The organism is Kitasatospora sp. NPDC004531, from assembly GCF_053602195.1.
In genome coordinates, this window is the sequence record NZ_JBSGDD010000007.1 from 73,578 (window position 1) to 99,662 (window position 26,085).

At 73.1% G+C, this 26,085-nt stretch carries 27 protein-coding genes and 1 tRNA gene; 16 read left to right on the plus strand and 12 right to left on the minus strand.

Annotation, left to right across the window (positions count from 1 at the left end; all coding sequences use genetic code 11):
- Positions 1-156 precede the first annotated feature (156 nt).
- Together ACWEMJ_RS05585 and ACWEMJ_RS05590 are read left to right on the plus strand one after the other, a co-directional pair.
- A complete protein-coding gene (locus ACWEMJ_RS05585) occupies positions 157-684 on the plus strand; it encodes a SigE family RNA polymerase sigma factor (RefSeq protein WP_452135722.1) in 528 nt (175 codons plus the stop codon).
- Complete coding sequence (locus ACWEMJ_RS05590; protein WP_452135662.1) at positions 677-1,720, plus strand: hypothetical protein; 1,044 nt, start codon at positions 677-679, stop codon at positions 1,718-1,720. Before ACWEMJ_RS05585 ends, ACWEMJ_RS05590 begins: the two co-directional genes overlap by 8 nt.
- Positions 1,721-1,751: 31 nt before the next feature.
- Here the strand turns inward: ACWEMJ_RS05590 and ACWEMJ_RS05595 are convergent, their stop codons facing one another.
- Complete coding sequence (locus tag ACWEMJ_RS05595) at positions 1,752-2,348, minus strand: DUF6197 family protein (protein ID WP_452135663.1); 597 nt, start codon at positions 2,346-2,348, stop codon at positions 1,752-1,754.
- A 139-nt stretch (positions 2,349-2,487) separates the two neighbouring features.
- On the opposite strand from ACWEMJ_RS05595, the gene ACWEMJ_RS05600 reads away from it, so the two are divergent.
- Complete coding sequence (locus tag ACWEMJ_RS05600; protein ID WP_452135664.1) at positions 2,488-4,311, plus strand: prolyl oligopeptidase family serine peptidase; 1,824 nt, start codon at positions 2,488-2,490, stop codon at positions 4,309-4,311.
- A gap of 31 nt (positions 4,312-4,342) precedes the next feature.
- Positions 4,343-4,909, plus strand: coding sequence for a hypothetical protein (locus tag ACWEMJ_RS05605; RefSeq protein WP_452135665.1), 567 nt, complete (start codon positions 4,343-4,345; stop codon positions 4,907-4,909).
- A 15-nt stretch (positions 4,910-4,924) separates the two neighbouring features.
- Here the strand turns inward: ACWEMJ_RS05605 and ACWEMJ_RS05610 are convergent, their stop codons facing one another.
- Positions 4,925-5,707 carry an SURF1 family protein gene (locus ACWEMJ_RS05610; protein ID WP_452135666.1) on the minus strand — a complete coding sequence of 261 codons (783 nt, stop codon included), beginning with the start codon at positions 5,705-5,707 and terminating at the stop codon, positions 4,925-4,927.
- A 67-nt stretch (positions 5,708-5,774) separates the two neighbouring features.
- On the opposite strand from ACWEMJ_RS05610, the gene ACWEMJ_RS05615 reads away from it, so the two are divergent.
- Entirely contained in the window at positions 5,775-6,302 is a 528-nt protein-coding gene (locus ACWEMJ_RS05615) for a GNAT family N-acetyltransferase (RefSeq protein ID WP_452135667.1), read from the plus strand.
- Positions 6,303-6,306: 4 nt separating this feature from the next.
- On the opposite strand, the gene ACWEMJ_RS05620 is transcribed toward ACWEMJ_RS05615, so the two are convergent.
- Positions 6,307-6,675: a YybH family protein gene (locus tag ACWEMJ_RS05620; protein ID WP_452135668.1), complete on the minus strand. Its 369-nt coding sequence runs from the start codon at positions 6,673-6,675 to the stop codon at positions 6,307-6,309.
- A gap of 98 nt (positions 6,676-6,773) precedes the next feature.
- Here ACWEMJ_RS05620 and ACWEMJ_RS05625 point away from each other — a divergent pair, with 98 nt between their 5' ends.
- Entirely contained in the window at positions 6,774-7,646 is an 873-nt protein-coding gene (locus ACWEMJ_RS05625) for a LysR family transcriptional regulator (protein WP_452135669.1), read from the plus strand.
- Between the two features lie 18 nt (positions 7,647-7,664).
- Here the strand turns inward: ACWEMJ_RS05625 and ACWEMJ_RS05630 are convergent, their stop codons facing one another.
- Both ACWEMJ_RS05630 and ACWEMJ_RS05635 read right to left on the minus strand, forming a co-directional pair.
- The gene (locus ACWEMJ_RS05630) at positions 7,665-8,780 is read right to left on the minus strand and encodes a M24 family metallopeptidase (RefSeq protein ID WP_452135670.1); all 1,116 of its coding nucleotides are present in this window, start codon (positions 8,778-8,780) and stop codon (positions 7,665-7,667) included.
- Between the two features lie 164 nt (positions 8,781-8,944).
- Positions 8,945-9,877, minus strand: a complete 933-nt coding sequence (locus ACWEMJ_RS05635; RefSeq protein WP_452135671.1) for a YDG/SRA domain-containing protein — start codon at positions 9,875-9,877, stop codon at positions 8,945-8,947.
- 159 nt (positions 9,878-10,036) lie between these two features.
- Between ACWEMJ_RS05635 and ACWEMJ_RS05640 the strand changes: the two genes are divergently transcribed.
- Positions 10,037-11,368 (plus strand): hypothetical protein, encoded by a 1,332-nt coding sequence (locus tag ACWEMJ_RS05640; RefSeq protein ID WP_452135672.1) that lies wholly within the window; start codon positions 10,037-10,039, stop codon positions 11,366-11,368.
- A 120-nt stretch (positions 11,369-11,488) separates the two neighbouring features.
- Here the strand turns inward: ACWEMJ_RS05640 and ACWEMJ_RS05645 are convergent.
- A tRNA-Pro gene (locus ACWEMJ_RS05645) sits at positions 11,489-11,562 on the minus strand.
- 88 nt (positions 11,563-11,650) lie between these two features.
- On the minus strand, positions 11,651-12,595 hold the full coding sequence (locus tag ACWEMJ_RS05650; RefSeq protein ID WP_452135673.1) for a metallophosphoesterase: 945 nt from the start codon (positions 12,593-12,595) through the stop codon (positions 11,651-11,653).
- Between the two features lie 164 nt (positions 12,596-12,759).
- On the opposite strand from ACWEMJ_RS05650, the gene ACWEMJ_RS05655 reads away from it, so the two are divergent.
- A complete protein-coding gene (locus ACWEMJ_RS05655) occupies positions 12,760-13,215 on the plus strand; it encodes a GatB/YqeY domain-containing protein (RefSeq protein WP_452135674.1) in 456 nt (151 codons plus the stop codon).
- A 76-nt stretch (positions 13,216-13,291) separates the two neighbouring features.
- Here ACWEMJ_RS05655 and ACWEMJ_RS05660 read toward each other — a convergent pair whose 3' ends face one another.
- Positions 13,292-15,544 (minus strand): transglycosylase domain-containing protein, encoded by a 2,253-nt coding sequence (locus ACWEMJ_RS05660; protein WP_452135675.1) that lies wholly within the window; start codon positions 15,542-15,544, stop codon positions 13,292-13,294.
- Positions 15,545-15,944: 400 nt separating this feature from the next.
- On the opposite strand from ACWEMJ_RS05660, the gene ACWEMJ_RS05665 reads away from it, so the two are divergent.
- A complete protein-coding gene (locus ACWEMJ_RS05665; RefSeq protein ID WP_035864045.1) occupies positions 15,945-16,268 on the plus strand; it encodes a WhiB family transcriptional regulator in 324 nt (107 codons plus the stop codon).
- A gap of 37 nt (positions 16,269-16,305) precedes the next feature.
- On the opposite strand, the gene ACWEMJ_RS05670 is transcribed toward ACWEMJ_RS05665, so the two are convergent.
- Entirely contained in the window at positions 16,306-17,451 is a 1,146-nt protein-coding gene (locus ACWEMJ_RS05670) for an ArsA family ATPase (RefSeq protein WP_452135676.1), read from the minus strand.
- Entirely contained in the window at positions 17,448-18,458 is a 1,011-nt protein-coding gene (locus ACWEMJ_RS05675; protein ID WP_452135723.1) for an ArsA-related P-loop ATPase, read from the minus strand. The genes ACWEMJ_RS05670 and ACWEMJ_RS05675 overlap by 4 nt, the downstream gene beginning before the upstream one ends.
- A 278-nt stretch (positions 18,459-18,736) precedes the next feature.
- On the opposite strand from ACWEMJ_RS05675, the gene ACWEMJ_RS05680 reads away from it, so the two are divergent.
- The 5 genes from ACWEMJ_RS05680 (at position 18,737) to ACWEMJ_RS05700 (ending at position 21,407) form a co-directional block, all read left to right on the plus strand.
- Positions 18,737-18,892: a DUF4177 domain-containing protein gene (locus tag ACWEMJ_RS05680; RefSeq protein WP_014136749.1), complete on the plus strand. Its 156-nt coding sequence runs from the start codon at positions 18,737-18,739 to the stop codon at positions 18,890-18,892.
- A gap of 2 nt (positions 18,893-18,894) precedes the next feature.
- Complete coding sequence (locus ACWEMJ_RS05685) at positions 18,895-19,359, plus strand: RidA family protein (protein ID WP_452135677.1); 465 nt, start codon at positions 18,895-18,897, stop codon at positions 19,357-19,359.
- 97 nt (positions 19,360-19,456) lie between these two features.
- Positions 19,457-20,299: an NUDIX hydrolase gene (locus tag ACWEMJ_RS05690; RefSeq protein ID WP_452135678.1), complete on the plus strand. Its 843-nt coding sequence runs from the start codon at positions 19,457-19,459 to the stop codon at positions 20,297-20,299.
- A 95-nt stretch (positions 20,300-20,394) separates the two neighbouring features.
- A complete protein-coding gene (locus tag ACWEMJ_RS05695; protein WP_452135679.1) occupies positions 20,395-20,589 on the plus strand; it encodes a hypothetical protein in 195 nt (64 codons plus the stop codon).
- The gene (locus ACWEMJ_RS05700; RefSeq protein ID WP_452135680.1) at positions 20,586-21,407 is read left to right on the plus strand and encodes an MBL fold metallo-hydrolase; all 822 of its coding nucleotides are present in this window, start codon (positions 20,586-20,588) and stop codon (positions 21,405-21,407) included. Before ACWEMJ_RS05695 ends, ACWEMJ_RS05700 begins: the two co-directional genes overlap by 4 nt.
- 213 nt (positions 21,408-21,620) lie before the next feature.
- On the opposite strand, the gene ACWEMJ_RS05705 is transcribed toward ACWEMJ_RS05700, so the two are convergent.
- Positions 21,621-22,295 carry a Crp/Fnr family transcriptional regulator gene (locus tag ACWEMJ_RS05705; protein ID WP_014136744.1) on the minus strand — a complete coding sequence of 225 codons (675 nt, stop codon included), beginning with the start codon at positions 22,293-22,295 and terminating at the stop codon, positions 21,621-21,623.
- A gap of 181 nt (positions 22,296-22,476) precedes the next feature.
- Positions 22,477-23,133 carry a GntR family transcriptional regulator gene (locus ACWEMJ_RS05710; RefSeq protein WP_452135681.1) on the minus strand — a complete coding sequence of 219 codons (657 nt, stop codon included), beginning with the start codon at positions 23,131-23,133 and terminating at the stop codon, positions 22,477-22,479.
- Between the two features lie 178 nt (positions 23,134-23,311).
- Here ACWEMJ_RS05710 and ACWEMJ_RS05715 point away from each other — a divergent pair, with 178 nt between their 5' ends.
- Positions 23,312-24,526, plus strand: coding sequence for an amidohydrolase family protein (locus ACWEMJ_RS05715; RefSeq protein WP_452135682.1), 1,215 nt, complete (start codon positions 23,312-23,314; stop codon positions 24,524-24,526).
- A gap of 52 nt (positions 24,527-24,578) precedes the next feature.
- Positions 24,579-26,045 (plus strand): APC family permease, encoded by a 1,467-nt coding sequence (locus ACWEMJ_RS05720; RefSeq protein WP_452135683.1) that lies wholly within the window; start codon positions 24,579-24,581, stop codon positions 26,043-26,045.
- Positions 26,046-26,085: the final 40 nt, after the last annotated feature.

Below are 26,085 nucleotides of genomic sequence, written 5' to 3' on the forward strand. Positions count from 1 at the left end.
GTGGTGTTCCGGAGGGGGATTCCCCCTCTGCGGAAGAACTCCCCCGGCGCGGGGCAACCAGGACAGGGGATCGGGTGTCCAACCAGCGTGACGAACGTGACAGGGGCGGTGGTGACGATCACCCTGCCCGGGGCGGCCCGGCGGGCCGGTAGTCGGATGGGCTCTGCTGCGGCGGCAGCGGACACGACCGGGGCCAGCGTCGACCAGCTCACCGATACCTACCGGGCCCACTACCGTTCGCTGCTGCGGCTCGCCGCCCTGCTGCTGGACGACCTCTCCTCCTGCGAGGACGTCGTGCAGGAGGCGTTCATCCGGGTGCACGCCGCCCGGCGCCGGGTCCGCGACCCCGAGAAGACCCTGGCGTACCTGCGGCAGACCGTGGTCAACCTGTCCCGCTCCACGCTGCGCCGCCGGCTGCTCGGCCTGCGCCTGCTGCCCAAGCCCATGCCTGACATGGCCAGTGCAGAAGAGGGAGCATACGATGCGTTGGAGCGCGATGAACTGAAGGCCGCGCTACGGGGGTTGCAACGCCGTCAGCGGGAGGTGCTGGTGCTGCGCTACTACGCCGACCTGACGGAGGCGCAGGCGGCGGAGGTGCTCGGCATCTCCGTCGGCTCGGTCAAGGCCTACGGGTCGCGCGGACTGGCCGCCCTGCGGGTGCGGCTGGAGAGCGGCGATGACTGACCGGCACCGACCGCACCCGCCCGGCGAATTGACCGAGGAGCAGCTCCGCGACCTGCTGCACCGCGCCGTCGCCGGCGTCCAACCGGAGCCCGGCGCGCTGCCCCGGCTGCGCACCGCCGTACCCCGCCGCCGGGCGGCCAGGCGGCGGGCCTGGAGCGGCGCCGCGGTGCTGGCGGGAGCCGTCGCCGTGCTGCCCCTGGTGCACGTCGCGCAGCCGTTCCACCTGTCCGGCGACCCGACCGGCGGCCAGGCCGCGGTCGGCGACCACGCCGCCGCCCCGGCCAACTCGGTGGCCGCCCCCGGCCACCCGCACGGCGCGCCCACCGCGAGCGCGGCCGGCTCCGGCGCCACCGGGCCCGAGACCTCCGCCGTACCGAGCGCCGACCACAGCCCCGGGGCGTCGCCCGCCGCCCTCCCGCTGTGCACCCGCGCCGACCTCGGCCGGGCGGACGCGCAGCAGGCCGCCGGCGCCCCCGCCGACGGCCGGATCTACGGCTGGTTCCGGCTCACCAACACCGCCTCCTACGCGTGCCGGGTCACCGACCCGGGCGCCCTCGACCTCGGGGCCGGCGCCACCGGCGTCCGGGTGCTCGCCCACACCGCCGGCGACCCGGCCGGCGAGCTGCCCGACCCGTCCGGGCTGCCCCGCGAGGTGTCGCTCGCACCCGGTGCCTCCTACCTGGTCCGGTTCGCCTGGGTGCCCGCCCGCTGCGACACCGCCTCGCCTGCCCCCACCGGGTCGCAGCCCGCCCCCGCTCCCGGCAGCGCCGGGCTGCCCGGCGCCGACGGCCCGGCCGGGGCCAGCCCCGCGCCGCTGACCGCCGACCCCAGCCCCTCCGGCGGGCCCACCCCCGGCGGCACCCCCGGCCCGTCCGCGCCCGCCACCTTCGCGCTCGGCTACACCCCCGACCCGGCCACCGGCCCCGCTGCCAGCACCGTCCTCCCCGCCGGCTGCGGCGGCACCGTCTACCACTCGGCTCCCGAACCGTCCCCCGTCGGCGCCACCCCGGCCCCCTCGCCGAGCGCCGGCGCCTGACGTCCGGCCGGGGCCGGTCCGGGCGTCGGGCTCAGATGCCGAGCGACTCGGCGCGGGCCTCGGCGCGCCGCAGCAGGGCGTGCACCTCGGCCTGCCGCCGCCCGGGCCGGTCGTTCCACAGGTCGGGCGAGGTGGTCGGGCGGCCGGTGGCGTGCAGCACCTCCATGATCTGGACGCGGGCCCGGCGCACCGTGTACGCGGTGCCGTAGCCGTGCGCGAGGACGGCGGTCTGCGCGCCGAGCAGGCAGACCCGGCCGGCCGCGTCCCACATCGCGCCCTGGATCCAGCCGGCCTCGGCGAGGTAGCGCGAGGTCAGCCGCAGGTGCCCGGCGACGGTGACCGGCACCGGGCGGGCCGGGCGGCGGGCCATCCGGTCCAGCAGGGTGCGGTGCGGCAGCGGATGGCCGAAGTTCCACGGCTGCCGGACGGAGCCGTACGCCCCGCCGTCGCAGCCGGGCTCCACCGGGGGCAGCGCGGGCGGGGGCCGCAGCGGCAGCAGTGGCTGCCGGTCGGGGGCGGGAAGTCCGGCCAGGTACTGCTCGATCTCCTCGACCAGGCCCAGGTGCTGGGCGAGGACGGGCAGGTCGAGCCGGTCGAGCTGGTCGAACGGCGGCGCGGATGCGGGCATGGCACAACTCCTCCGGTCGTTATGTCGTATTTGTAACCCTTCTGATGATCGACAGTCAGGTGCCGCACCGCAGCCGCCCGGCTTCCCGTCCTCGCCCGCACCGTTCCGCTCACCACCCGGAATCGGGTTGGATGAGGGTATGAACGAGCAGACGAACATCGTTCCGGCGTGGGAGCAGCGGTTCCGGGCAGCGCGGGTCTCGCTGCCCGAGTGGGCGGACGAGGCGCCGGAGCGGGCACTGTACGTGTCCAACGCGACCGGCACCTTCGAGGTGTACGCGTGGGACCGCGTCGCCGACGAGCACCGCCGGGTCACCGACCGCCCCAACGGCACCACGGACGCCGAGCTCAGCCCCGACGGCGAGTGGATCTGGTGGTTCGACGACACCGACGGCGACGAGTTCGGCGTCTGGCGCCGCCAGCCGTTCGCCGGCGGCCCCGACCAGGAGGCCGTGCCCGGCGTCCCCGCCGCCTACGAGGCGGGCCTGGCGCTCGGCCGCGACGGCACCGTGGTGGTCGGCACCTCCACCGACGACGAGGGCACCACCCTCTACCTGCGCCGGCCCGGCGCGGACGAGCCCGAGGTGGTCTACCACCACGCCGAGTACGGCGGCGTCGGCGACCTGTCCCACGACAGCTCGCTGCTGGCCGTCGACCACACCGAGCACGGCGACGCCATGCACGGGGCGATCCGGGTGCTGCGGCTGTCCGACGGCGCCACCGTCGCCGAACTCGACGAGGTCACCGGCCGCGCCGAGCCGCGCGGCGTCTCCTGCCTCGGCTTCGCGCCCGCCGCCGGCGACACCCGGCTGCTGGTCGCCCACCAGCGCTCCGGCCGCTGGGAGCCGATGCTGTGGGACGTCGCCACCGGCGCCGAGACCGAGCTGACCCTCCGCGACGAGCAGGGCCGCCCGTTCCCCGGCGACCTGTCCGCGCAGTGGCGGCCCGACGCCCGCTCGCTGCTGATCGAGCACGAGTACGAGGCCCGCTCCGAGCTGTTCTCGTACCGGCTGGACACCGGCGAGCTGACCCGGCTGGACACCCCGCGCGGCACCGTCGCCGGGGCCACCGCCCGCCCCGACGGCACCGTCGAGTTCCTGTGGTCGTCGGCCGCCGAGCCGTCCGCGGTGCGCTCCACCGCCGGCACCGTGGTGCTGCGCGCGCCCGGCCCGGTCCCGCCCGGCTCGGTGCCCGTCGAGGACGTCTGGGTGGACGGCCCCGGCGGCCGGGTGCACGCCCTGGTGCAGCGGCCCGCCGGCGAGGGCCCGCACCCGACGGTGTTCGAGGTGCACGGCGGCCCCACCCACCACGACAGCGACTCCTTCGCGGCCGGCCCCGCCGCCTGGCTCGACCACGGCTTCGCGGTGGTCCGGGTCAACTACCGCGGCTCCACCGGCTACGGCCAGGCCTGGACGGACGCGCTCACCGAACGCGTCGGCCTGATCGAGCTGGAGGACATCGGCGCGGTCCGCGACTGGGCGGTCTCCTCCGGCCTGGCCGACCCGGACCGGCTGGTGCTCTCCGGCGGCTCCTGGGGCGGCTACCTGACCCTGCTCGGCCTCGGCACCCAGCCCGACCGGTGGACGCTCGGCCTGGCCGCCGTCCCCGTCGCCGACTACCTCACCGCCTACGCGGACGAGATGGAGGCGCTGAAGTCGCTGGACCGCACGCTGTTCGGCGGCACCCCCGAGGAGGTCCCCGAGCGCTGGCACGCCTCCTCGCCGCTGAGCTACGTCGAGCAGGTCAAGGCCCCGGTGTACATCAGCGCCGGCGTCAACGACCCGCGCTGCCCGATCCGGCAGATCGACAACTACGTGCGGCGGCTGGAGGAGCTCGGCAAGGTCCACGAGGTGTACCGCTACGATGCCGGGCACGGTTCGCTGGTCGTCGACGAGCGGATCAAGCAGCTTCGCTTGGAGATCGACTTCGTCCGGCGACACCTGGCCCCCGGCACCGTCCGGTGACCGGTGCCCCCGGCCGGTGGGGGGACAACGGATGGGTGGACGCGCCGCGCTGGCCGCCGCCGCGGTCGGCGCGATCGTGCTGACCGCGGCCGGCTGCTCGTCGAACGAGAAGTACGACTGCGTGGAGGCCGCCGCCCCCGCCAAGGCCGACACCGGCGTCGACCTGCGGGTGCTCGCCAAGAGCAAGAGCGGCGGCCGCAGCTCCAAGGGCTCCAGCGGGTCCAAGTCCGGCGGCGGCAGCAAGAGCTCCGGCACCACGTCCCACTCGGGCGGCGGCTCCCGGGTGGTCGTCCACCACTACCACCACCGGCCGGGCTCCAGCCGCAGCGACGACTACGTGGACGAGTGCGGCAACCCGTCGCCCACGCCGGGTTCCGGCTTCGGCGACTTCGGCAACTGCCCCAGCCCGAACGCGCTGCCCGCCACCGGGCCCGGCTCGCCGTCGGGCTCGGCCTCGGCCTCGGCGGGCAGCGCCTCGCCGAGCTCCGCGGCCCCGCCGTCGCCCTGCCCGAGCGGCTCGCCGTCCGGCAGCGCCTCGGCCTCGCCGTCGCCCGGGGTTTCCGCGTCGCCGAGTGCCTCGCGTACTGGGAAGCGCTGACCGGGCGTTCGCGGGTCAGTCGAGGGCCGGGTCCAGTCCGAGGGCCCGGTCCTGGACGGCCTCCGCCTCGCGGCGCACCAGCCGGAACCACATGAAGACCACGAACCCGGCGAAGACGAACCACTCCAGGGTGTAGCCCAGGTTCTGGAACGCCCGCAGGCTCAGCCCGTCCCCGCCCTGCGGCTGCACCGTCGGCACCGGGGTCAGGCCCGCCGGGACGTCGTCGGCCGCCACCCAGCCGTCGTACAGCGGGTACGGCAGCACGTTCACCAGCGTCGCCGGGCTGATCGTGCCCAGCTGCCCGGCCGGCAGACCGCCCGCCACCGCGCCGCCGCTGCCGCTGTTCTCCGGCGCCTGCAGCCGGCCCGTCACGCTCACCTGCCCGGACGGCACCGCCGGGGCCTCGCCCGGCGAACCCGCCGCCCAGCCCCGCACCACCGGCACCGCCCGGCCGCCGTCGACCAGCAGCGGCGTCAGCACGTAGTAGCCGGAGCGGCCGTCCACCGTGCGGTTCGGCACCAGCAGCTGGTGCTCCACGTCGAACGAGCCGGTGACGGTCACCGCCCGGCCCAGCGTGTCGGTGCCGACCTTCGCGGCGGCGTCGGGCAGCACCTCGGACAGCGGCCGGGCCTGCGCCCCGGCCGCCGCGGCACTCGCCCGGTCGATGTCCTGGTGGGTGGAGACCCGGCTCTCGAACCGGCCCAACTGCCAGGAACCCAGCATCAGACAGACCCCGATCGCCGCCACCGCGACAACCGTGCCGACGAGCCACCGCGGGCTGAACAGGAACCGGTACACCCCACCACGGTAACCATTCCTGACACCGCCCCCGACCGCCGGGTGCGCCCCCCCGTACGGTGGGGCGGTGACCGCACTGATCCGCCCGCTCACCGCCGACGGCCTCCACGCCCACTGCGACGCCCTCGCCGACCTGCTGCTGGACGCCGTGGACGACGGCGCCTCGGTCGGCTTCCTGGCCGGCACCACCTACCCGGAAGCGGCCGCCTGGTGGCGCACCCTGCACCCGTCCGTCGCCGACGGCACCCGCCTGCTGTGGACGGCCACCGGCCCCGACGGCCGCCTGCTGGGCACCGTCGCCCTGGTCCGCGAGACGCGGCCGAACGGACGGCACCGCGCCGAGGTGTCCAAGCTGCTGGTGCACCGCGACGCCCGCGGCGCCGGCCTGGGCCGCCGACTGCTGGCCACCGCCGAACAGGCCGCCCGCGACGCCGGCGCCACCCTGCTGCTGCTCGACACCCAGACCGGCAGCGCCGCCGAACACCTCTACCGCAGCGCCGGCTGGACCGCCTTCGGCACCGTCCCCGGCCACGCCGCGACCCCCGACGGCGTGCTCGCCGACACCACCTACTACTACAAGCAGCTCGCCGGCTGACGCCTCACCCGGCCGTCGGACGCCGGAACTCGGGCTGGTCCAGCAGCCGCAGCCAACTGCCGTCCGGCTGCTGCCGCACCACCTGGGCGCGGGCCCCCGTGCCGTCCTTCGGCGGCGTGGAGGTCAGCGCGATGCCGTCCGCCGCCAGCGTCGGCAGCGGAGCCTCCGGGGTGAACCGCGGACGGTGCGCCAGCACCTGCGCCCACAGCTCCCGGATCGCCTCCCGGCCGACGGTGAACCGCCCCGGCGGGTACGCCAGCACCGCGTGCTCCTCGTACAGCGCGGCGACCCCGGCCGCGTCACCCGCGTTCGAGCGCTCCACGAACAGCCGGGTCAGGTCCTCCGGGCGCATCGCCTTCTCGTACTCGCTCATCGCCGCCTCCGCGTGGTCGCTCCTTGGTGCTCCAAGCCTCCCGCCGATGTGATCAGAAGTCCAACAGCTGGTTCTGCTCCGAACTAGAATCTGCACTCATGGAACTGAGGCAGCTGGAGTACTTCCTCGCCGTCGCCGAGGAGCGCAACTTCACCCGCGCCGCCGAGCGGGTGCACATCAGCCAGTCCGGGGTCAGCGCCCAGATCCGGCAGCTGGAACGCGAACTCGGCGCCGAACTCTTCGACCGCTCCGCCCGCACCGTCACCCTCACCACGGCCGGAAAGGCCGCCCTCGAACACGCCCGGCAGGCCGTCGCCGCGGCCCGCGCGGTCGGCCAGGCCGTCGGCGAGGTCAGCGACCTGATTCGCGGCAGCCTCACCCTCGGCATGGTGGCCGGCTGCACCCTCACCCCGCTGTTCGACGGCCTCGCCGCCTTCCACCGCGCCCACCCCGGCGTCGAACTCGCCCTGCTGGAGGGCGACTCCGCCCACCTCGCCGAAGCCGTCCGCACCGGCGCCCTCGACCTCGCCCTGATCGGCTGCGCCGGCGCCACCCCCGACGGCCTCGACGCGCACACCCTGATCGACGAACCCCTGGTCGCCGCCGTCCCGCCCGGCCACCCCCTGGACGGACCCGGCACCACCCTCGCCGAACTGCTCGCCCACCCGCTGATCTGCCTGCCGTCCGGCACCGGCGTCCGCGCCGCCCTCGACCGCGACTGCGCCGCCGCCGGACTCACCGCGCGGATCGCCCTGCAGGCCTCCGCCGCCTCCGCGATCGCCGACCTCGCCGCCCGCGGCCTCGGCGTCGCCGTGCTCAGCCGCTCCATGGCCGAGGCCTTCCCCGCCCTGCGGCCGGTCCCCGTCGCCGGCCTCACCACCCCCGGCCTGCTCGCCCTGGTCTCCCGCCCCGGCCCCGCCCCGGCACTGCGGGCCCTGCTCGCCGACCTGCGCCGGGCGTTCGACCGCTGAACGCCCGGCGCGGGACGGTCAGTTCACGTACGCCAGCTCGTGCGGCGTCCCGTTGAACCGCAGGCCGCCGGTCTCCGTCACCGTCACGATGTCCTCGATCCGGACGCCGAACCGGCCCGGCAGGTAGACGCCCGGCTCGATCGAGAAGCACATCCCCGGCACCAGCGGCCGGGTCTCGCCCTCGATCATGTACGGCGGCTCGTGCGTGGTCAGGCCGATGCCGTGACCGGTGCGGTGGATGAAGTACTCGCCGTACCCGCCCCCGGTGATCACCGCCCGGGCCACCCGGTCGATCTCCTGGCAGCTCACCCCCGGCGCCACCGCGTCGAACGCGGCCTGCTGGGCCCGCCGCACCAGGTCGTGCACCTCCCGCACCTCGGCGGGCGGCTCGGTGCCGACGTACACCGTACGGGTGGTGTCCGAGCCGTAGCCGTCCTTCAACCCGCCGAAGTCCAGCACCACCGTGTCGCCGGGCCGGATCACCCGGTCCCCGGCCTCGTGATGCGGATTCGCCCCGTTCGGGCCCGAGCCCACCACCGTGAAGTCCACCTGGCTGTGCCCGTGCTCGATCAGCAGCGACGCCAGATCGGCCGCCACCTCCCGCTCGGTGCGACCCGCGAACGGCACCCCCAGGATCGCCCCGTACGTCAGGTCCGCCGCCGCACCCGCCGCCGCCAACCGGGCCAGCTCGTCCGGCTCCTTCACCGCCCGCAGCATCGGCAGCACCGACGTCAACGAGGCGTACGAGGTGGCCGGCAGCGCCCCCTGCAGGCCCAGCAGGTGCATCGCCCACGCGTTGTCCGAGATCCCGTACCGGCCCGCCGCGTCCATGTTCGGGGCCAGCACCGCGTACGGGTCCTCGCCGTCGATCCAGTCCGCCATCCGGACCGCCTCCGCACCCGCCGCCCGCTCCGCGTCCGGACGCTCCAACCTCGGCACCAACAGCACCGGCTCCGCCCCCGGCGCCACCACCAGCGCCGTCAACCGCTCCGTGTTCACCGGCAGGTACCCCGTCAAATACGTCAGATCCGGACCGGGCGTCACGACCAGCCCCGCCAACCCCGCATCCGCAGCAGCCGTGGCCGCACGGGCCATCCGGGCCTGAAAGTCCGCCGTGGCAAACGCCTCAGCCATCAACATCCCCTCCCTCGGGGCTCAGCGACCACCGGCCGCACCTCACACTCACCGGGCACACGACTCCGCCACACCCACCAGAATCTTCCCCACCCCACCCCACCGCACGACAATCCCCCACCCGACGGAACCGCTTCGCTCCGCCCCCGGGAACGCGGCGGGTCTCACAGGGAGCTTCCGTCGGGTTCGTGGACCCAGTTCCGGGAGTGGTGCGAGCGGTGGTAGGCCAGGTGGTCCCGGTCGATCTCGTGCGCCGCCACCACGGACAGCCGGCCCAGCGAGGCGCCGGTGGCCTGCTCGGTGACGGTCAGATCGTCGTTGATCCAGAGCATCCCGAAGTCGAAGAGGGTGTGGTGGTTCGGGCAGAGGCAGAGCACGTTGGAGGCGACATCGGGGCCGTTGTGCGGTCGGCCGAGGCCCCGAATGTGCGCGGCTTCTGCGTAGGCGCCAGTGGGCGTCGGCAAGCGAGTGCCGCACACCTGGCAAGTGAAGTCGTGCGCACGTTTGACGAAGTCCGCCACCGAGGTGCTGCGTACGATCCGTTGGATCTTGGTCTCCACCCGGGTCAGCGTCTTGCGCCCGACCGGAGGGGCCGGCAGGGGCGGCTGGTGGATCGGCGGGACTTCGGCCGTTGTCGCCTGCACGAGCCGGTAGCGCCACACCAGGTGGCCGGAGCGCCCCAGGTCGGACCAGTACTCCTCCACTCGGAACAGGCCGTCGTAGCGGTAGCCCGCCACCACCGACTTCCGCTGATGGTCCGCCAGGCTGCGTATCACGCGAACGGGAACTCCGGTGCTCACGCTGGTGACCAGCGCAGCGTTGCCGCGGGTGAGCTGTTGCGCTGCGACCTGCTGCCCCGTGTTGGGGTCGCGCCCACCCTGGCCGGTGTAGATGACCACGTCACCGTGGTCCTCGTCGTCCTCGTAGCCACCGGAGATCACGATCGACTGTGCGCCGTGAACCTTCGTTCCGGCGATGCCCGCCTGGAGCTGACGGTGGACGCCGGCGTCGAACAGCGCACGACGGTTGGCATAGACCTTGCCGACCTCGACTCCCGGCACCGGTCCGTACATGAAGGTCACATCTTCATATGTCATCCCGCCATTGTTCCGGCTCCAACCATCAACCCTTCCAGGAAGGTTGGCCACGTTGGCCCGTGGCTTGCCCCTGCGCAGGAAGTCGCAGGGCTGTCAGTGGCATGGCGTAGGTTCGGTCGGTAGACGCACGGACGCTTCATCAACTGCCACGGGGGCCTAGTGAACGCCTGGATCCTGACCTATCACCCGGACGACCTCGACCTCCTGCCGTTCCACCGGGACGGCCAAGAGCTCAAGTCCTGGAACCTCGATCGCAGCCAGGACCAGCTGACGGCAGGCGACCCGTTCTTCCTCTTCCGCCTCGGGCCGGACGGCGGCGTGATCGCACACGGACACCTCACCGGCCCCGCGGCGCCCGGACCTGCGGACGCATCACCGGGTTGGTGCGTCCCGCTGACCGTGGACGAGTGGCTCGACCGTCCTGTCCCCAAGGACCGGTTCGCGCATGCGCTGATCGGCCTGCCGGTGATGGGCGGGTCGCTGGCGGCCGGGCCTCACCGCCTGGACGACATCCAGCGGGCGGCGATCGCGGATGTGCTGGTGGAGTCGCGAGGTAAGGACCTGGAGTGGCACCTTCGCCCGGGCGACCAGATCCGTAGGACCGAGCTGCACAGCCGTTACGGCGGCAGCGGCCAGGGCGGCATCAGCCCGTCGCGCCGGAGTCCCAACGTGCTCATCTTCACCGACCCCAAGGCGGGCCGGCAGCACGGCTACTTCGACGAGTGGGACGAGGACGGCACGTTCCACTACACCGGGGCAGGCCAGCACGGAGACCAGGTCTTCGACAAGGGCAACAAGGCGATTCGTGACCACCTCCGGACGGGCAAGCGGCTGCGCCTGTTCGAGGGTTCCAGAGAGGTGGTCCGCTATGTCGGCGAGTTCACCCTCGACTCGGCCAAGCCCTACTCCCCCGGTCGGGCACCCGGCACCGGCACGAGCGAACTTCGGGACGTCATCAGGTTCCACATGATTCGGGTCGGTGCGACCGTCCAGCGGTCCGACGTCGAGGTGGGCGTCGACTACCGTCCGGCGGACGAGCACGTCATCCCTGCCATAGCGGCCCCGGCCGAACAGAACCCCGACCTGAACCGCCGCAACCTGCAAACACACCGCCGGCTCCAGAACAACCTCGCCAAAGAAGCCACCAACCGCGGCATGGTCGTGCTGTCACCCACCCTGGCAGACCCGGACTTCGACCTCGCCTGGCGGGACCCGGACGGCAACCTCACTGTGTGCGAGGTCAAGTCCCTGACCGACACCAACGAGATTCGCCAACTGCGCGCCGGCCTCGGTCAACTCCTCGACTACCACGACCAACTCCAGCACCGCGCACCCGCTGTTCGCCCCATCCTGTGGGTGGAACGCGAACCCACCGACCTCCGATGGGTCGGACTGTGCGCACGGGTCGGCATCACCCTCGCCTGGCCCGACCACGAAGACCGAATCTTCCAGGCCGCCGGTGATCACTGGCCGCACTCCACCGAGGCGTAGCCAGCTCGTTCTGCGGTCCCCCTGCATGGCTACATCGACGTAGTCACGCAGGGGGATCCGCACAACGAGGAAGGGCCCTACCGGATTTCTCCGGCAGGGCCCTCACCTGCACTTACGAAGTCGGGGTAGCGGGATTTGAACCCACGGCCTCTTCGTCCCGAACGAAGCGCGCTACCAAGCTGCGCTATACCCCGGTCCTGCTTTGTTGCCTTCCGTGTCCGGCGCAACGAGTAGAACTCTACAGGAGGTGGGGCCAGAGACGAAATCCGGTTTAGGGGCTGGTCAGTGAGGGGTGGGGGTGAGGGTGAGGAGGGTGGCTTCGGGGGGGCAGGCGAAGCGGAGGGGGGTGTAGCGGTTGGTGCCGCAGCCGGCGGAGACGTGGAGGTGGGAGCGGTGGCCGGCGGCGGTGTGGGTGGAGAGGCCTTTGACGCGGTCGGTGTCGAGGTCGCAGTTGGTGACGAGGGCGCCGTAGAAGGGGATGCAGAGCTGGCCGCCGTGGGTGTGGCCGGCGAGGATCAGGGGGTAGCGGTCGGCGGTGAAGGCGTCGAGGACGCGGAGGTAGGGGGCGTGGACGACGGCGAGGGAGAGGTCGGCGTCGGGGGAGGGGCCGCCGGCGACGGCGGTGTAGTCGTCGAGGCGGATGTGCGGGTCGTCGAGGCCGGTGAACTCGATGTCGAGGCCGGCGACGGTGAGGCGGCCGCGGGCGTTGTTGAGGTCGAGCCAGCCGGCCCGGTCGAAGCCGTCGCGGAGCTTCTGCCAGGGGTTGTGGACGGCGCCGGTGATGCCGCGGCGCCCGGTGCCGTCGGGGTTGTTGAGGCCGTGGACGCCGCTGCGCAGGGCCTTGAGGTAGCGGGTGGGCGACTTGCGGGCGGGGCCGTAGTAGTCGTTGGAGCCGAAGACGTAGACGCCGGGGAAGTCCATCAGCGGCCCGAGGGCGTCCAGCGTGGCGGGGACGCCGAGCGGGTCGGAGAGGTTGTCGCCGGTGTTGACGACGAGGTCGGGACGGAGCCCGGCGAGGCTCTGCAGCCAGCGCTGCTTCTTGGCCTGCCCGGTGACCATGTGGATGTCGGACACCTGGAGGATCCGGATCGGCCGCGCGCCGGCGGGAAGGATCGGAACCTCGACGCGGCGCAGGCGGAACGAGCGGACCTCGTACCCGGCGGCGTAGACGAGACAGGCGGCACCGGTGGCGGCGACACCGAGCGGGACGGAGTACAGCGGTCGCATCGGTCCATGGTCGCAGACCGTTCGAAAAGACGGACAAGCGCCCGGGGCTCGGCGGGCGGTGACGGGCCGTCAGCGAGGGGCGGCGGGTGCCGGCGGGCGGAATCGGCAGGTGGCGGCGGGTAAAGGAGCGGCGTCGGGGCCGTACAGGTGTCAGAATCGGCGGCATGACGACGCTCAAGGAGCAGCTGCACGAGGACCTCACGGCTGCCATCAAGGCACGGGACGAGCTGCGCTCGTCCACTCTCCGGTTGACGCTGGCTGCGGTGACCAGCGCCGAGGTGGCGGGCAAGGAGAAGCGCGAGCTGTCCGACGCCGAGGTGCTTCAGGTGATCGGCAAGGAGGCGAAGAAGCGGCGGGAGGCCGCGGAGGCCTTCGAGGGCGCCGGTCGGGCGGAGCAGGCGGCGCGGGAGCGGGCCGAGGGCGAGCTGCTGGACGGGTACCTGCCGAAGCAGCTCACCGACGAGGAGCTGGCCGGGATCGTGGCCGCCGCGGTGGCGGAGTCGGGGGCGAGCGGCCCGCAGGGCATGGGCGCCGTGATGAAGCTGGTGCGGCCGCGGGTCGAGGGCAAGGCGGAGGGCGGCCGGGTGGCCGCTGCGGTGAAGGCGGCGCTGGCCGGCTGACGGCGAGCAGCAGGCGTACGACACGAAGCCGCCCGCCCGGAGTCGAACTCCGGACGGGCGGCTTCCTACGTGCCGGTCAGCGGTGGCCGGGCTTGCCGGTGTTGCCGCTGGTGGGCGGGAAGGAGAACCCGCCGGTGGGCCAGCCGGGGTTGCCGCCGTTCCCGCCGCCGTTCCCGTTGCCCCCGCCGGTGGGGTTGCCCTGGGCGCCGTCGCCGGACGGGTCGGGGTTGTCGGTGGCGGGCGGGGTGGTGGGCGTCTGCGGGGTGATGTTGGTGAGCTTGAAGTGGCTGACCGGCGTGCCGTCCAGGGCGTCGTTCATGGCCATGCGCCAGATCGGGCCGGGGCCGTCGGCGCCGTAGACCGCGGTGAAGGGCCTGCCGCCGATGGTGATGTTCTTCATCGAGACGTTGCCGCCGACGCCGCCGAGCCAGACCGAGGTGGCGAGGTCGGGGGTGTAGCCGGTGAACCAGGCGGCGAACCGCTCGTCGGTGGTGCCGGTCTTGCCGGCGATCGGGCGGCCGTCGTCGAGGCCGAGGGAGGAGCCGGTGCCCTTCTCGGTCACGCCGAGCAGCAGCGAGTTGACGCCGTCCGCGGTGGTCTGGGACATCGCCTGGTTGCAGTTGGCCTTCGGCACGTCCAGCTTCTTGTTGTCGCTGGTGACCACGGAGGTCAGCGCGATCGGGGCGCAGTACATGCCGCGGGCGGCGAAGGACGCGTAGACGGCGGCCATCTGGAGCGGGCTGACCTCCTGGGTGCCGAGCACCATGGAGGGGACCTCCTGCAGCGACTTGCCGTTGGCCAGGGTGCCGACGCCGAGCTTGTCGGCCATCTGCTTCATCGGGCAGAGGCCGGTCTGCTGCTCCAGCTGCACGAAGTAGGTGTTGACCGACTTCTGCATGGCGATCTGCATGCTGTACGGGCCGATTTCCTGGTCGGACTCGTTCGACACGGTGGCGATGGGCCGGGTGTTGTTGACCCAGGTGCCCTCGCAGGTGGAGACCCGGGGGTAGTCCATCTTCGGCGGCGAGGACAGCTCCTGGGTGATCGGCACCCCGTTCTCCAGGGCGGCCGCGGCCAGGATCGGCTTGAAGGTCGAGCCGGGGGAGAAGCCGCTGCCGCCGCCCATCGACGAGCCGACGTTCAGGTTGAGGACGGTCTGCTTCTTCGACTCGTCCAGGCCGTACGGGCGGGTCTGGGCCATCGCGAGGATCTCGCCGGTGCCGGGCTTGACCATGGTGCCGGCGGCGGAGACCTTGTCGGTCACGTAGACCTTCTTGGTGACCGCGTTGTACATGGCCTGCTGCTTGTCCGGGTCGATGGTGGTGTTGATCTTCAGGCCGCCCTGCGACCAGAGCTTCTGCCGGTCGGCGGCGGTCTTCCCGAACGCCGGGTCCTGCTTGATCACGTGGCGCACGTAGTCGCAGAAGAAGCCCATGCCGTTCTGCGCGGTGATGCAGCCGTTCTGCGGCTCGGTGTACTTGATGCCGAGGTCGGTGGCGAGCGCGGCCTTCGCCTCGTCCGGCGAGATGTGCTTGTACTCCAGCAGCTTGTTGATCACCGTGTTGCGGCGGTTCAGCGCGGCCTGCGGGTGGGCGATCGGGTCGTACGACGAGGGGTTCTGCACCAGGCCGGCGAGCATCGCGGCCTCGGGGATGTTGAGGTCCTTGGCGCTCTTGTTGAAGTAGCGCTTGGAGGCGGACTCGATGCCGTACGCCTGGTGGCCGTAGAACGTGATGTTCAGGTAGTTGGTGAGGATCTGATCCTTGCTCAGGTCCTCCTCCAGCTTGATGGCGTACTTCAGCTCCTGGATCTTGCGACCCATGCTCTTCTTGGTGGCTTCCAGGAAGGCCTGCTGGTCGTCGCCGGCCTGCTCGACGAAGACGTTCTTCACGTACTGCTGGGTGAGCGTGGAGGCGCCCTGGGCGGTGGTGCCGGACTCGGCGTTCTTGGTGGCCGCGCGCAGCACGCCCTTGAGGTCGACGGCGCCGTGCTCGTAGAAGCGGTTGTCCTCGATGTCGACCTGCGCCTGGCGCATGATCGGCGCCATCTCCTCCTTGGTGAGGATGGTGCGGTCGCGGTCGTAGACCTTGGCGATCAGGCCGCCCTTGGCGTCGTAGATCATCGACACCTGGGAGAGCGTCGGCGTCTTGAAGTCGTCCGGGATGTTGTCGAACGATTCGGCGGTGTCCTTGGCGGTCAGGCCGAACGCGCCGACGGCCGGCAGCGCCATTCCGGCGACCAGGATGCCGGCCAGCACGGCGCTGCCCAGGAACTTGACGCCGAGCCCTGCCTTGTCCAGTGCGGTACCCGTGGATCGCGAAGCTGCCATGGGGAGAACCCTACGTCGCCGAATCCCGTACAGGGGGGCAGGTGTTCGCCTACGCTTGTCACAGAACTGCGACAGCTTCGCTGCGTTCATCATCATCACTCTTGTGAGTGATGAGCTTTGTCCGATTCGGGGCATTGTGCACCGAAATTTGGCAGCTGCACGGCGGGCGGCTGTCGCGCACCGTGACGAAAACGCCCCATTCGGGCCCGGCAAGGCCCCCGACCTGCAATCACTCCAACGAGTGAGCTCCCGGACACCCATAGTCCGATCGGGTCATTCGAGATTGGGCCGACAGGGGCTGTTGCGTTGTGTCGTTCTTCCGTAACGTCCTCAACTGGCAACGGTGAATATGCCGTTGCCGCCGTGGGGGAGCCCCGAATCGGGAGAGGACGGCGCCGGGATGGGCTGGGTGGACGACTGGAGCGCGCAGGCCGCGTGCCGCACGAGCGATCCGGATGAACTGTTCGTGCAGGGGGCGGCGCAGAACCGCGCCAAGGCGGTGTGCAGCGGGTGCCCGGTGCGCACCGAGTGCCTCGCGGACGCACTCGACAACCGTGTCGAGTTCGGCGTGTGGGGCGGAATGACGGAGCGCGAGCGTCGGGCGCTGCTGCGCCGGCGCCCGACCGTGGGGTCCTGGCGCAGGCTGCTGGAGACCGCGCGCACCGAGTACGAGGAGTCGCTGGCCACCGGGGTGGTCCTGCGGGACTACGCCCAGGCGGGCTGACGCTCCGTCAGGAGGAGTGGTGCGGTGGGCCGTCGGCTCACTCGGTGGGGGAGCCGAGGCGGTTGCCGATGGCCCGCAGCCCGTCCAGGTCGTGGACGTCTCCGGGCAGCGCGGGTACTTCGACGATCGGCACGTCCGGGTAGACCGAGGCGAAGCGGTCGCGGGTGCGCCGCTCCCTGGCCATGACCTGCACGCGTTCGGCGTGCAGGCGCAGCAGCCCGGCGGCCAGCGTCTCGGCCTCGACGCTGGAGGCGGCTGTTCCGTTCTCCTCCAGGGCCTCGGCGGCGGCCAGCGCGCGTTCCGAGGTGAGGTGCGGGGCGCCGGTGGTGTGCACCCGGTTGAGCACCAGGCCGGCCAGCGGCATGGCGTCGGCGGCCAGCCGGTCGACGAAGTACGCGGCCTCGCGCAGTGCGTCGCGCTCGGGCGCGGCGACCACCAGGAACGCGGTGCCTTCGGCCTTCAGCAGCTGGTAGGTGCGGTCGGCGCGTTCCCGGAAGCCGCCGAACATGGAGTCCATCGCGGAGACGAACGTCTGGACGTCGGTGAGCAGTTGGGCTCCGAAGATCTTGCCGAGGGTGCCGGTGATCAGGCCCATGCCGACGTTGAGGAACTTCATCGCGGAGCGGCCGCCGACCTTGGCGGGGGCGGTGAGCAGCCGGATCACCCGGCCGTCGAGGAAGGACCCGAGGCGGCTGGGGGCGTCCAGGAAGTCCAGCGCGGAGCGGGACGGCGGGGTGTCGACGACGATCAGGTCCCAGCGGTCCTCGGCGCGGAGCTGGCCGAGCTTCTCCATGGCCATGTACTCCTGGGTGCCCGCGAAACCGGCCGACAGCGACTGGTAGAACGGGTTCTCCATGATGGTCCGGGCCCGCTCGGGGTCGGCGTGGGCGAGCACGACCTCGTCGAAGGTCCGCTTCATGTCCAGCATCATCGCCTGGAGTTCGCCCTCGCCCCGGGTGCCCTTGACCACCCGCGGGGTGTTGTCGAGCTCGGTCAGGCCCATCGACTGGGCGAGCCGGCGGGCCGGGTCGATGGTCAGCACCACGACGCGGCGGCCGCGTTCGGCGGCGCGCAGGCCGATCGCCGCGGCGGTGGTGGTCTTGCCGACCCCGCCGGAGCCGCAGCAGACCACGATGCGGGTCTCCCGGTCGTCGATCAGGGTGTCGATGTCCAGCCCGGTCATGCCGCTCCCTGCCGCTTCAGCTCGCCTGCCAGCCGGTACAGTCCGGCCAGGTCCACGCCCTCGCCGAGCAGTGGCAACTCGTAGGTGGGAAGCCGGAGTTGCTGGAGGTCGATGCGCTGGGTGCGTTCCAGTTCGACCCGTTCGGCGTGCTCCCTGGCCTGCTCCAGCAGCGGGTCGAGCAGCGGCTCCACGGCGGCCCGCACGGTCTCCGGCTTGCGTGAGCGCCCGCCGAGGCCGGCCTCGCCGAGGGCCAGCGCCACCTCCTCGCGGTGGTCGCCGCGGGCGGCCTCGACCGCCGCCGCGTCCAGTATCGGCGGGCGCACCATGTTCACCAGCACGCCGCCGACCGGCAGGCCGGCCTCGCGCAGGTCGGCGATCCCGTCCACCGTCTCCTGCACCGGCATCTCCTCCAGCAGGGTGGTGAAGTGCACGGCCGTCTCGGGGGAGCGCAGCACCCGCATCACGGCCTGCGCCTGGGTGTGGATCGGGCCGAACCTGGCCAGGCCCGCCACCTCGGAGTTCACGTTCAGGAAGCGGGTGAGGCGGCCGGTCGGCGGGGCGTCCATCACCACCGCGTCGTAGGCGCGCCGGCCGTCCGGGCCCTTGCGACGGGCGGCCTCGCAGGCCTTGCCGGTGAGCAGCACGTCGCGCACGCCGGGGGCGACGGTGGTGGCGAAGTCGACGAAGCCGACCTTCTGCAGGGCCTTACCGGCCCGGCCCAGCTTGTAGAACATCTCCAGGTACTCGAGCAGCGCCTGCTCGGTGTCGATGGCCAGCGCGTGCACCTCGCCGTGGCCCTTGCCGGGCAGCCCCAGCTGGGCGGGCGTCACGGTGGCCACCCGGCGCTCCTCGTACGGCAGCGCGGCGATCCGGAACAGCTCGGCGATGCCCTGCCGGCCCTCCACCTCGATCAGCAGGGTGCGGCGGCCCTCGGCGGCCAGCGCCAGCGCCAGCGCCGCGGCCAGCGTGGTCTTGCCGGTGCCGCCCTTGCCGCTGACCACGTGCAGCCTGACGCCGTCCCAGTCGGGCTCCCGGGGCGACCGGTCCGGCTCCCGCGGCGACGCCTGCCCGGTCGGCCCCGCCGTACCGCTGCTGCCCGCCACGCCCGTTCTCCGTCCGTCGCCGCCTGCCGAACGCCCCGTCGGGGCGAGTCCTTCCGAGGGCATCCCTCACCGCGAGGGTAACGAGCGCGCGCTCCGGATGACGGGAGCATCCCGGCCGCCCCCGGGATTGACGGCCCCTTTGTGTCCCACCTCACACCGGCCGGGGCGGCTAGAGTCACCCCATGACCAAGTGGGAATACGTCACCGTGCCGCTGCTCGTGCACGCCACCAAGCAGATCCTCGACACCTGGGGCCAGGACGGCTGGGAGCTCGTCCAGGTCGTTCCGGGGCCGAACCCGGAGCAGCTGGTCGCGTACCTGAAGCGCGAGAAGGAGTAGTCATGGGCCAGGTAGAGCAGAAGCTCGCCGAGCTCGGGCTGACCCTGCCCGAGGTGGCGGCCCCGGTCGCCGCGTACGTCCCCGCGCTGCGCACCGGCCACTACGTGATGACCTCCGGCCAGCTGCCGATGGTCGGCGGCAAGCTGCCGCTGACCGGCAAGGTCGGCGCCGAGGTCACCGCCGAGGACGCCAAGGACCTGGCCCGGACCTGCGCGCTGAACGCGCTGGCCGCGATCAAGTCCGTGATCGGCGACCTGGACAAGGTCGAGCAGGTCGTCAAGGTGGTCGGCTTCGTCGCCTCCGCCCCCGACTTCACCGGCCAGCCCGGCGTGGTCAACGGCACCAGCGAGCTGCTGGGCGAGGTCTTCGGCGAGCAGGGCGTGCACGCCCGCAGCGCCGTCGGCGTGGCCGTGCTGCCGCTGGACGCGCCGGTCGAGGTCGAGCTGATGGTCCGCGTCCGCGACTGATCGCGGCGCCCCTCGGGCCCGTCGCCGCGCCGCGGTGGCGGGCCCGCTCGCGTGCGGGCCTGTCCGGCCCGGGCGACGGCGGTTAACATCCGTGAACATGCCCGAGATGCCGCCGTCCTGGCCCGCCCGAATCCGCGCCCTGGCCGCCGGGGAGCTCGTCCCCGCCGCCCCCAGGGCCGCCGCCACCGTGGTGCTGCTGCGCGACGGCGCCACCGGCCCCGAGGCGTACCTGCTGCGCCGACGCACCACCATGGCCTTCGCCGGCGGCATGTACGCCTACCCCGGCGGCGGCGTCGACCCGCGCGACCGCGAGGTGCGCCCGCCGTGGGCCGGCCCGACCACCGAGGAGTGGGCCGAACGCCTGGGCGTGGACGAGCCCACCGCGTGCGCGGTGGTCTGCGCCGCCGTCCGCGAGACCTTCGAGGAGGCCGGCGTCCTGCTGGCCGGCCCCGACGACCGGACGCTGGTCGAACCCGGTGACTGGGCCGCCGAGCGGGCCGCGCTGGAGTCCCACGAGCTGTCCCTCGCCGAGTTCCTGACCCGGCACCGGCTGGTGCTGCGCAGCGACCTGCTGGCCGCCTGGGCGCGCTGGGTCACCCCCGAGTTCGAGGAACGCCGCTTCGACACCTGGTTCTTCGTCGCCGCGCTCCCTGCCGGGCAGGCCGCCGCGGACACCGTCGGCGAGGCCGACCGGGTCGCCTGGATGACGCCCGCCGACGCGGTGGCCGGCTTCCACGACGGCCGGTTCGGGATGATGCCGCCGACCGTCACCGTGCTGCGCGAACTCGCGCCGGTGCGCAGCTCCGTCGAGGCGCTGGCCGCCGCCGCGGACCGCAAGGTCACCCCGGTGCTGGGCCGGGCCGAGCTGGCCGGGGACCGCATGACGGTGCGCTGGCCCGGGTATGACGAACTGACTGTCGACGGCGTGTTCCCGGCGTGAGAAAGTTCCCCCGGAAAGCTCGGCACTCGCCGCGCCGACCAGTGGCTTCTCGCCGCGACAGCACCGACCCGCGCATCCCCGGAAGGAGACCTCCGATGACCCACAACGACGTGGCTCGCCGGACCTCGGCCATGCCCGCCCGCACCGTCACCCCGCGCGCCGCCGCCTGCGACGCACCGACGCCCGCAGCCGCCGCCACCCGCCTGCTCGTCCGCGAGCTGCCCTCCCGGGCGCTGGTGCGGCCGCTGCCGCTGCGACGACTCGGTCGGGCCGAGGCGGACGCCGCGTGAGCGGTCTGCTTCCGGGCGACCCCGCCGATCGCATCGGCGGGGTCGCCACCCCGCGCGCCCAGTGCGTGCTCGCGCCCAACCCGTCCCCGATGACGCTGGACGGCACCAACACCTGGCTGCTGTCCGAACCCGGCTCCGACCTCGCCGTCGTGATCGACCCCGGCCCGCTCGACGAGACCCACCTGCGACGGGTCGTCAGCACCGCCGAACAGCAGGGCAAGCGGATCGCCCTCACCCTGCTCACCCACGGCCACGCCGACCACGCCGAGGGCGCCGCCAGGTTCGCCGAACTCACCGGCACCGCCGTCCGCGCCCTCGACCCGGCCCTGCGGCTCGGCGACGAAGGACTCCACGGCGGCCAGTGGCTGGAGATCGGCGGCCTCGACCTGCGGGTCGTCGCCACCCCCGGGCACACCTCGGACTCGCTGACCTTCCACCTGCCCGCCGACGGCGCGATCCTCACCGGCGACACCGTCCTCGGCCGCGGCACCACGATGGTCGCCCACCCCGACGGGCGCCTCGGCGACTACCTCGCCTCGCTGCGCCGCCTGCACGCGATGGCCGCCGAGAGCGGCGTCCGCACCGTCCTCCCCGGCCACGGGCCCGTCCTCGCGGACGCGCTCGGCGCCGTCGACTACTACCTCGCCCACCGGGCCGGCCGCCTCGCCCAGGTCGAAACCGCCGTCGAGGCCGGCTGCCGCACGGCCGCGGAGGTCGTCGCCCGGGTCTACGCGGACGTGGACCGGGCGCTGTGGCCTGCGGCGGAGCTCTCGGTGCGGGCGCAGCTCAGGTACTTGGAGGAGCACGGGCTCATCTGAGCAGGCAGGCGGGCGCGAGAACCAGGGAGCGCACGACCAGGGGCGCGTGGGGGTACCTCCCGGCCCGCTAGGGCTGGGGGAGAACTGCGCGACAAGCGCACACCACGTCCGCAAGGTCGCGATCAAGTGCAGGTCACTGTCCTGCGTCGCGATCTTGCGGACGTGGTGCGTTCCCCTTCGCGCAGTTCCCCGCGCCCCTGTTTTCGCGCCCTCTCAGCGTGAGCGGCGGGAGAGCCGTTCGACGTCCAGCAGCACGACCGCGCGGGCCTCCAGCTTCAGCCAGCCGCGGCCGGCGAAGTCCGCCAGGGCCTTGTTGACCGTCTCGCGGGAGGCGCCGACCAGCTGGGCCAGCTCTTCCTGGGTGAGGTCGTGGGCGACGTGGATGCCTTCGTCGGACTGGACGCCGAAGCGGCGCGACAGGTCGAGGAGGGCCTTGGCGACGCGGCCGGGGACGTCCGAGAAGACCAGGTCGGACATCACGTCGTTGGTGCGGCGCAGGCGGCGGGCGATGGCGCGCAGCAGGGCGATGGAGACCTCGGGGCGGGCGTGCAGCAGCGGCAGCAGGTCGCCGTGGCCGAGGCCGAGGAGCTTGACCTCGGTGAGGGCGGTGGCGGTGGCGGTGCGCGGGCCCGGGTCGAACAGGGAGAGTTCGCCGATCATCTCGGAGGGGCCGAGCACGGCGAGCATGTTCTCGCGGCCGTCCGGCGAGGCGCGGTGCAGCTTGACCTTGCCCTCGACGACGACGTAGAGCCGGTCGCCCGGGTCGCCCTCGTGGAACAGCGACTCACCACGGGCGAGCGTCACCTCGGTCATGGAAGCGCGGAGCTCGGCAGCCTGGTCGTCGTCGAGTGCCGCGAACAGCGCGGCGCGCCGCAGAACGTCGTCCACGAGCTTCCTCCTGCTGGTGTCATGGGCAGTGCTATTCACCACCAAGGATGACGCATGTCGCTCCGATCATATGAGGAGGGGGCATGCTCGGGTGCGGCCTACGCGCCCATTCGCGCACTCGGGGCGACGCCCGCGGCGGCGGCCGTGCGGCGGCGTGTCGCCGGACGGGCGGACCCGCGGGTCAGCGGGCGAGGACCCGGAGGGCGAACGCGCGGGTGCCGGCGACGTGCCGGCGGGCCAGGGCGGCGGCGGCGTCCGGGTCGTGCGCCTTGATGGCGTCCAGCAGCTGCTGGTGCTCGGTGCACATCGGGGCGCTGGTCTCGGCGTCCGAGGTGAGGCGGAACAGGCGGCGCAGGCGGCCGTCGAGCGGGGCCATCATGTCGCGCAGCAGCGGGTTGCCGGAGAGGTCGACGATCTGGCGGTGGAAGTCGGCGTTCAGGTCGGCGGTCTCGCGCACCCGGCCGGCGTCGGCGGCCTTGCGGGTGCGGGCGAGCAGGCGTTCCAGGCTGCGGACGCCGGCGGCGGTGGCGTGCTGGGCGGCCAGGCCGGCGGCGAGTGCCTCCAGCGATTCGCGGACGGCGAAGAAGTGTTCGGCGTCGGCCGGGCCGAAGTCGGCGACGACGGCGCCGCGGCGGGCCTGCACGGTGAGGAAGCCCTCGCGTTCCAGGCGCTGCATGGCCTCCCGGACGGGGATGCGGGACACCCCGAGGCCGTCGGCGAGTTCGCGTTCCACCAGGCGCTGGCCGGCGGGGTGCTCGCCCTCGATGATCCGCTCGCGCAACCGGAGGTAGACGAGGTCCGCCAGTGACTGGTGGGCGTCGCCGAGGTTGTCGGGCATCGGGGCTCCAGGCGGAAGCGGGCGGACGGAGCGGTCTGACGATCAGATCATTCCAGATCTCTGCCCGCCACCCCCTTGTTCGGTATTCGGTATACCAGATAGCTTGGCCGCCCAGCGGGTCCGAACGGCGCTCGGCGCCGCCCCGCGTCCCCGTTCCGCCGATGCCGAGGAGGCCCCCGTGGCGACCCGACCGACACCAGGTCCGATGCTGCTGCTGGGCGCGACGCTGCCCGACGGCACCCGCGCCGACCTGCGGATCGACCGGGGCCTGATCGCGGCGATCACGCCCGTGCCGCCCGGCCGGGAGCTGCCCGCCGCCGGCCCCGGCGAGCGCCGGCTGAACGGCGCGCTGCTGCTGCCCGCGCTGGTGGACGGCCACGCCCACCTGGACAAGACCTTCCTCGGCGCGCCCTGGCAGCCGCACCGGGAGACCGCCGACCTGCGCGCCCAGATCGCCTCCGAGCGGCAGCAGCGCCGCGAGGTGGCCGAGCTGCTGCCGGTGGCGGACCGGGCGGAGGCGCTGGCCCGCCGGATGGCGGCGCTCGGCACCGGCCACGTCCGCTCGCACGTGGACGTCGATCCGGACGTCGGCCTCGACCACCTGTACGCCGTGCTGGAGGCCCGCGAGCGGGTCCGCGAGCTGATCGACGTGCAGCTGGTGGCGTTCCCGCAGAGCGGCGTGGTCGCCGAGCCCGGGGTGGCCGAGCTGCTCGACGCGGCGCTGAGGGAGGGCGCCGAACTGATCGGCGGCCTCGACCCGTTCGGGTTCGACGACGACGTGGACGGCCAGCTGGACGTGGTCTTCGGCCTGGCGGAGCGGCACGGCGCGGGCATCGACATCCACCTGCACGACGGCGGCGCGCCCGGCGCGGCGCAGCTGCGGGCGATCGCCGGGCGGACGGCCGCGCTGGGCCTGGGCGGGCGGGTCGCGGTCAGCCACGCGTACTGCCTCGGGCAGCTGGAGCCGCGTGAACTCGACTCCGTCGCCGCGGAGTTGGCGGACGCCGGGGTGGCCGTGATGACCAACGGCCCGGCCCGGTCGATGCCGCCGGTGAAGCGCCTGCACGAGCGCGGGGTGCTGGTGTTCGCCGGCTCCGACAACATTCGCGACGCGTGGTGGCCGTACGGCACCGGCGACATGCTGGAGCGGGCCACCGTCATCGGCCTGCAGGGCGACCTGATGACCGATCAGGACCTGCGGCTGGCCGCCGACCTGGCGACCGCGCACGCCGCCCGGGCGCTCGGGCTGGCCGAGTACGGGATCGCCGTCGGGGCGCGCGCGGACCTGGTGGCGGTGGCCGCCCACTCGGTGCCGGAGGCCGTCGCGGCGCACCCCGAACGGCTGCTGGTGCTGCACCGCGGCCACCTCGTGCTCGACCGGCTCACCCCCTGACCGGCCCGAACTCCCCCCGTACCACCCCGTGTTCGGAAGGACCCCCACACCCATGACCACCGTTGCCACCCCCACCGGAAGACCGCCCACCGAGTCCTCCGGGCAGCTCGCCAAGGGCCTGATCGGCACCACCGACCTGGTGTTCTTCGTGGTCGCCGCGGCCGCGCCGCTGACCGTGCTGGCCGGGATCGCGCCGTTCGCGATCGGCGTCGGCGGGGCGTCCGCGCCGGCCGCGTACCTGATCTCCGGGGCGCTGCTGGTGCTGTTCGCCGCCGGGTTCACCGCGATGAGCCGGTACGTGCGCAACGCGGGCGCGTTCTACGCGTACGTGGCGCGCGGGCTGGGGCGCACCCTCGGGGTGGTCACTGCCTACGTGGCGGTGGTCAGCTACAACCTGATCACGCCGGGCGTGGCCGCCGCGTTCGGCTACTTCGCGGCCGGGCACATCGAGCAGCGGACCGGCGCGCACGTGCCGTGGTGGCTGCTGTCCGGGGTGTGCGTGCTGGTGGTGGGCGTGCTCGGCTGGCTGAAGGTCACGCTGTCGGCGAAGGTGCTCGGGGTGGCCCTGGTGCTGGAGGTGCTGTCGCTGCTGCTGATGGAGGGCGGGGTGCTGGCCGACCGGGGGACGGCCGCGCTCGACCCGGTGTCCTTCGACCCCTCGCTGCTCACCCAGGCCGGAGTGGCGGGCATGTTCGTGCTGGTGATAGGTGCTTTCACCGGCTTCGAGGCGACCGCGATCTACGCCGAGGAGGCCCGTGACCCGGCCCGCACCGTGCCCCGGGCGACGTTCATCGCGATCGGCTTCCTGGCGGTGTTCTACGCGCTGGGCACCTGGATCGTGATGGGCGCGTACGGCACCGACCAGGCCGTCGCGCAGGCCCGCGCGGACGGCGGGCCCGACCTGACGTTCCGGGCCGCCGAGCGGTTCGTCGGACTGTGGCTGTCCGACACCATGCACGTGCTGATCATCGTCTCGGCGTTCGCCTCCGCGCTGGCCTTCCACAACGCGGCCGCGCGCTACCTGTACGCGCTGGGCCGGGAGGGGCTGCTGCCGCGCCGACTGGGCCGGGTGTCGGGACGCACCGGCTCGCCCGGGACGGCCGTGCTGGCGCAGTCGGTGTTCAACGCGCTGGTGGTGGGGCTGGGCGCGGTGCTCGCCGTCGATCCGTACCTGGTGGTGCTGCTCTGGTCGAACAGCGTCGGGGTGCTCGGCATCATGGCGATGCAGGCGCTGGCGGCGGTCGCGGTGTTCGCGTTCTTCCGTCGCGACCGGCGCGGGCTCTCCGCGTTCCGGGTGGTCTGGGCACCGCTGCTGGCGGCCGCCGGACTGGCCGTGCTCACCGTGCTCGCGGTGTTCAACTTCGATCTGCTGACCGGGCGTTCAGGCCTGGTGAACTGGCTGCTGCTGGTGCCGATGCCGCTGGTCGGCGCGGCGGGCTGGCTGGTCGCCCGGCGGATCCGGCGTACCGACCCCGAGCGGTTCGCCCGGCTCACCGAGGTCGATGTCGAACGCGACTGAGCGGGGCGGCGGACGGCGGTGGACCAGGACGGCCCGCCGC

Bases quoted from the DNA above. Each gene is read 5' to 3' on its own strand.
- ACWEMJ_RS05585 (WP_452135722.1), top strand. From the start codon at position 157: ATGGGCTCTGCTGCGGCGGCAGCGGACACGACCGGGGCCAGCGTCGAC.
- ACWEMJ_RS05590 (WP_452135662.1), top strand. From the start codon at position 677: ATGACTGACCGGCACCGACCGCACCCGCCCGGCGAATTGACCGAGGAG.
- ACWEMJ_RS05595 (WP_452135663.1), bottom strand. From the start codon at position 2,348: ATGCCCGCATCCGCGCCGCCGTTCGACCAGCTCGACCGGCTCGACCTG.
- ACWEMJ_RS05600 (WP_452135664.1), top strand. From the start codon at position 2,488: ATGAACGAGCAGACGAACATCGTTCCGGCGTGGGAGCAGCGGTTCCGG.
- ACWEMJ_RS05605 (WP_452135665.1), top strand. From the start codon at position 4,343: ATGGGTGGACGCGCCGCGCTGGCCGCCGCCGCGGTCGGCGCGATCGTG.
- ACWEMJ_RS05620 (WP_452135668.1), bottom strand. From the start codon at position 6,675: ATGAGCGAGTACGAGAAGGCGATGCGCCCGGAGGACCTGACCCGGCTG.
- ACWEMJ_RS05625 (WP_452135669.1), top strand. From the start codon at position 6,774: ATGGAACTGAGGCAGCTGGAGTACTTCCTCGCCGTCGCCGAGGAGCGC.
- ACWEMJ_RS05630 (WP_452135670.1), bottom strand. From the start codon at position 8,780: ATGGCTGAGGCGTTTGCCACGGCGGACTTTCAGGCCCGGATGGCCCGT.
- ACWEMJ_RS05635 (WP_452135671.1), bottom strand. From the start codon at position 9,877: ATGACATATGAAGATGTGACCTTCATGTACGGACCGGTGCCGGGAGTC.
- ACWEMJ_RS05650 (WP_452135673.1), bottom strand. From the start codon at position 12,595: ATGCGACCGCTGTACTCCGTCCCGCTCGGTGTCGCCGCCACCGGTGCC.
- ACWEMJ_RS05655 (WP_452135674.1), top strand. From the start codon at position 12,760: ATGACGACGCTCAAGGAGCAGCTGCACGAGGACCTCACGGCTGCCATC.
- ACWEMJ_RS05660 (WP_452135675.1), bottom strand. From the start codon at position 15,544: ATGGCAGCTTCGCGATCCACGGGTACCGCACTGGACAAGGCAGGGCTC.
- ACWEMJ_RS05665 (WP_035864045.1), top strand. From the start codon at position 15,945: ATGGGCTGGGTGGACGACTGGAGCGCGCAGGCCGCGTGCCGCACGAGC.
- ACWEMJ_RS05670 (WP_452135676.1), bottom strand. From the start codon at position 17,451: ATGACCGGGCTGGACATCGACACCCTGATCGACGACCGGGAGACCCGC.
- ACWEMJ_RS05680 (WP_014136749.1), top strand. From the start codon at position 18,737: ATGACCAAGTGGGAATACGTCACCGTGCCGCTGCTCGTGCACGCCACC.
- ACWEMJ_RS05685 (WP_452135677.1), top strand. From the start codon at position 18,895: ATGGGCCAGGTAGAGCAGAAGCTCGCCGAGCTCGGGCTGACCCTGCCC.
- ACWEMJ_RS05690 (WP_452135678.1), top strand. From the start codon at position 19,457: ATGCCCGAGATGCCGCCGTCCTGGCCCGCCCGAATCCGCGCCCTGGCC.
- ACWEMJ_RS05695 (WP_452135679.1), top strand. From the start codon at position 20,395: ATGACCCACAACGACGTGGCTCGCCGGACCTCGGCCATGCCCGCCCGC.
- ACWEMJ_RS05710 (WP_452135681.1), bottom strand. From the start codon at position 23,133: ATGCCCGACAACCTCGGCGACGCCCACCAGTCACTGGCGGACCTCGTC.
- ACWEMJ_RS05720 (WP_452135683.1), top strand. From the start codon at position 24,579: ATGACCACCGTTGCCACCCCCACCGGAAGACCGCCCACCGAGTCCTCC.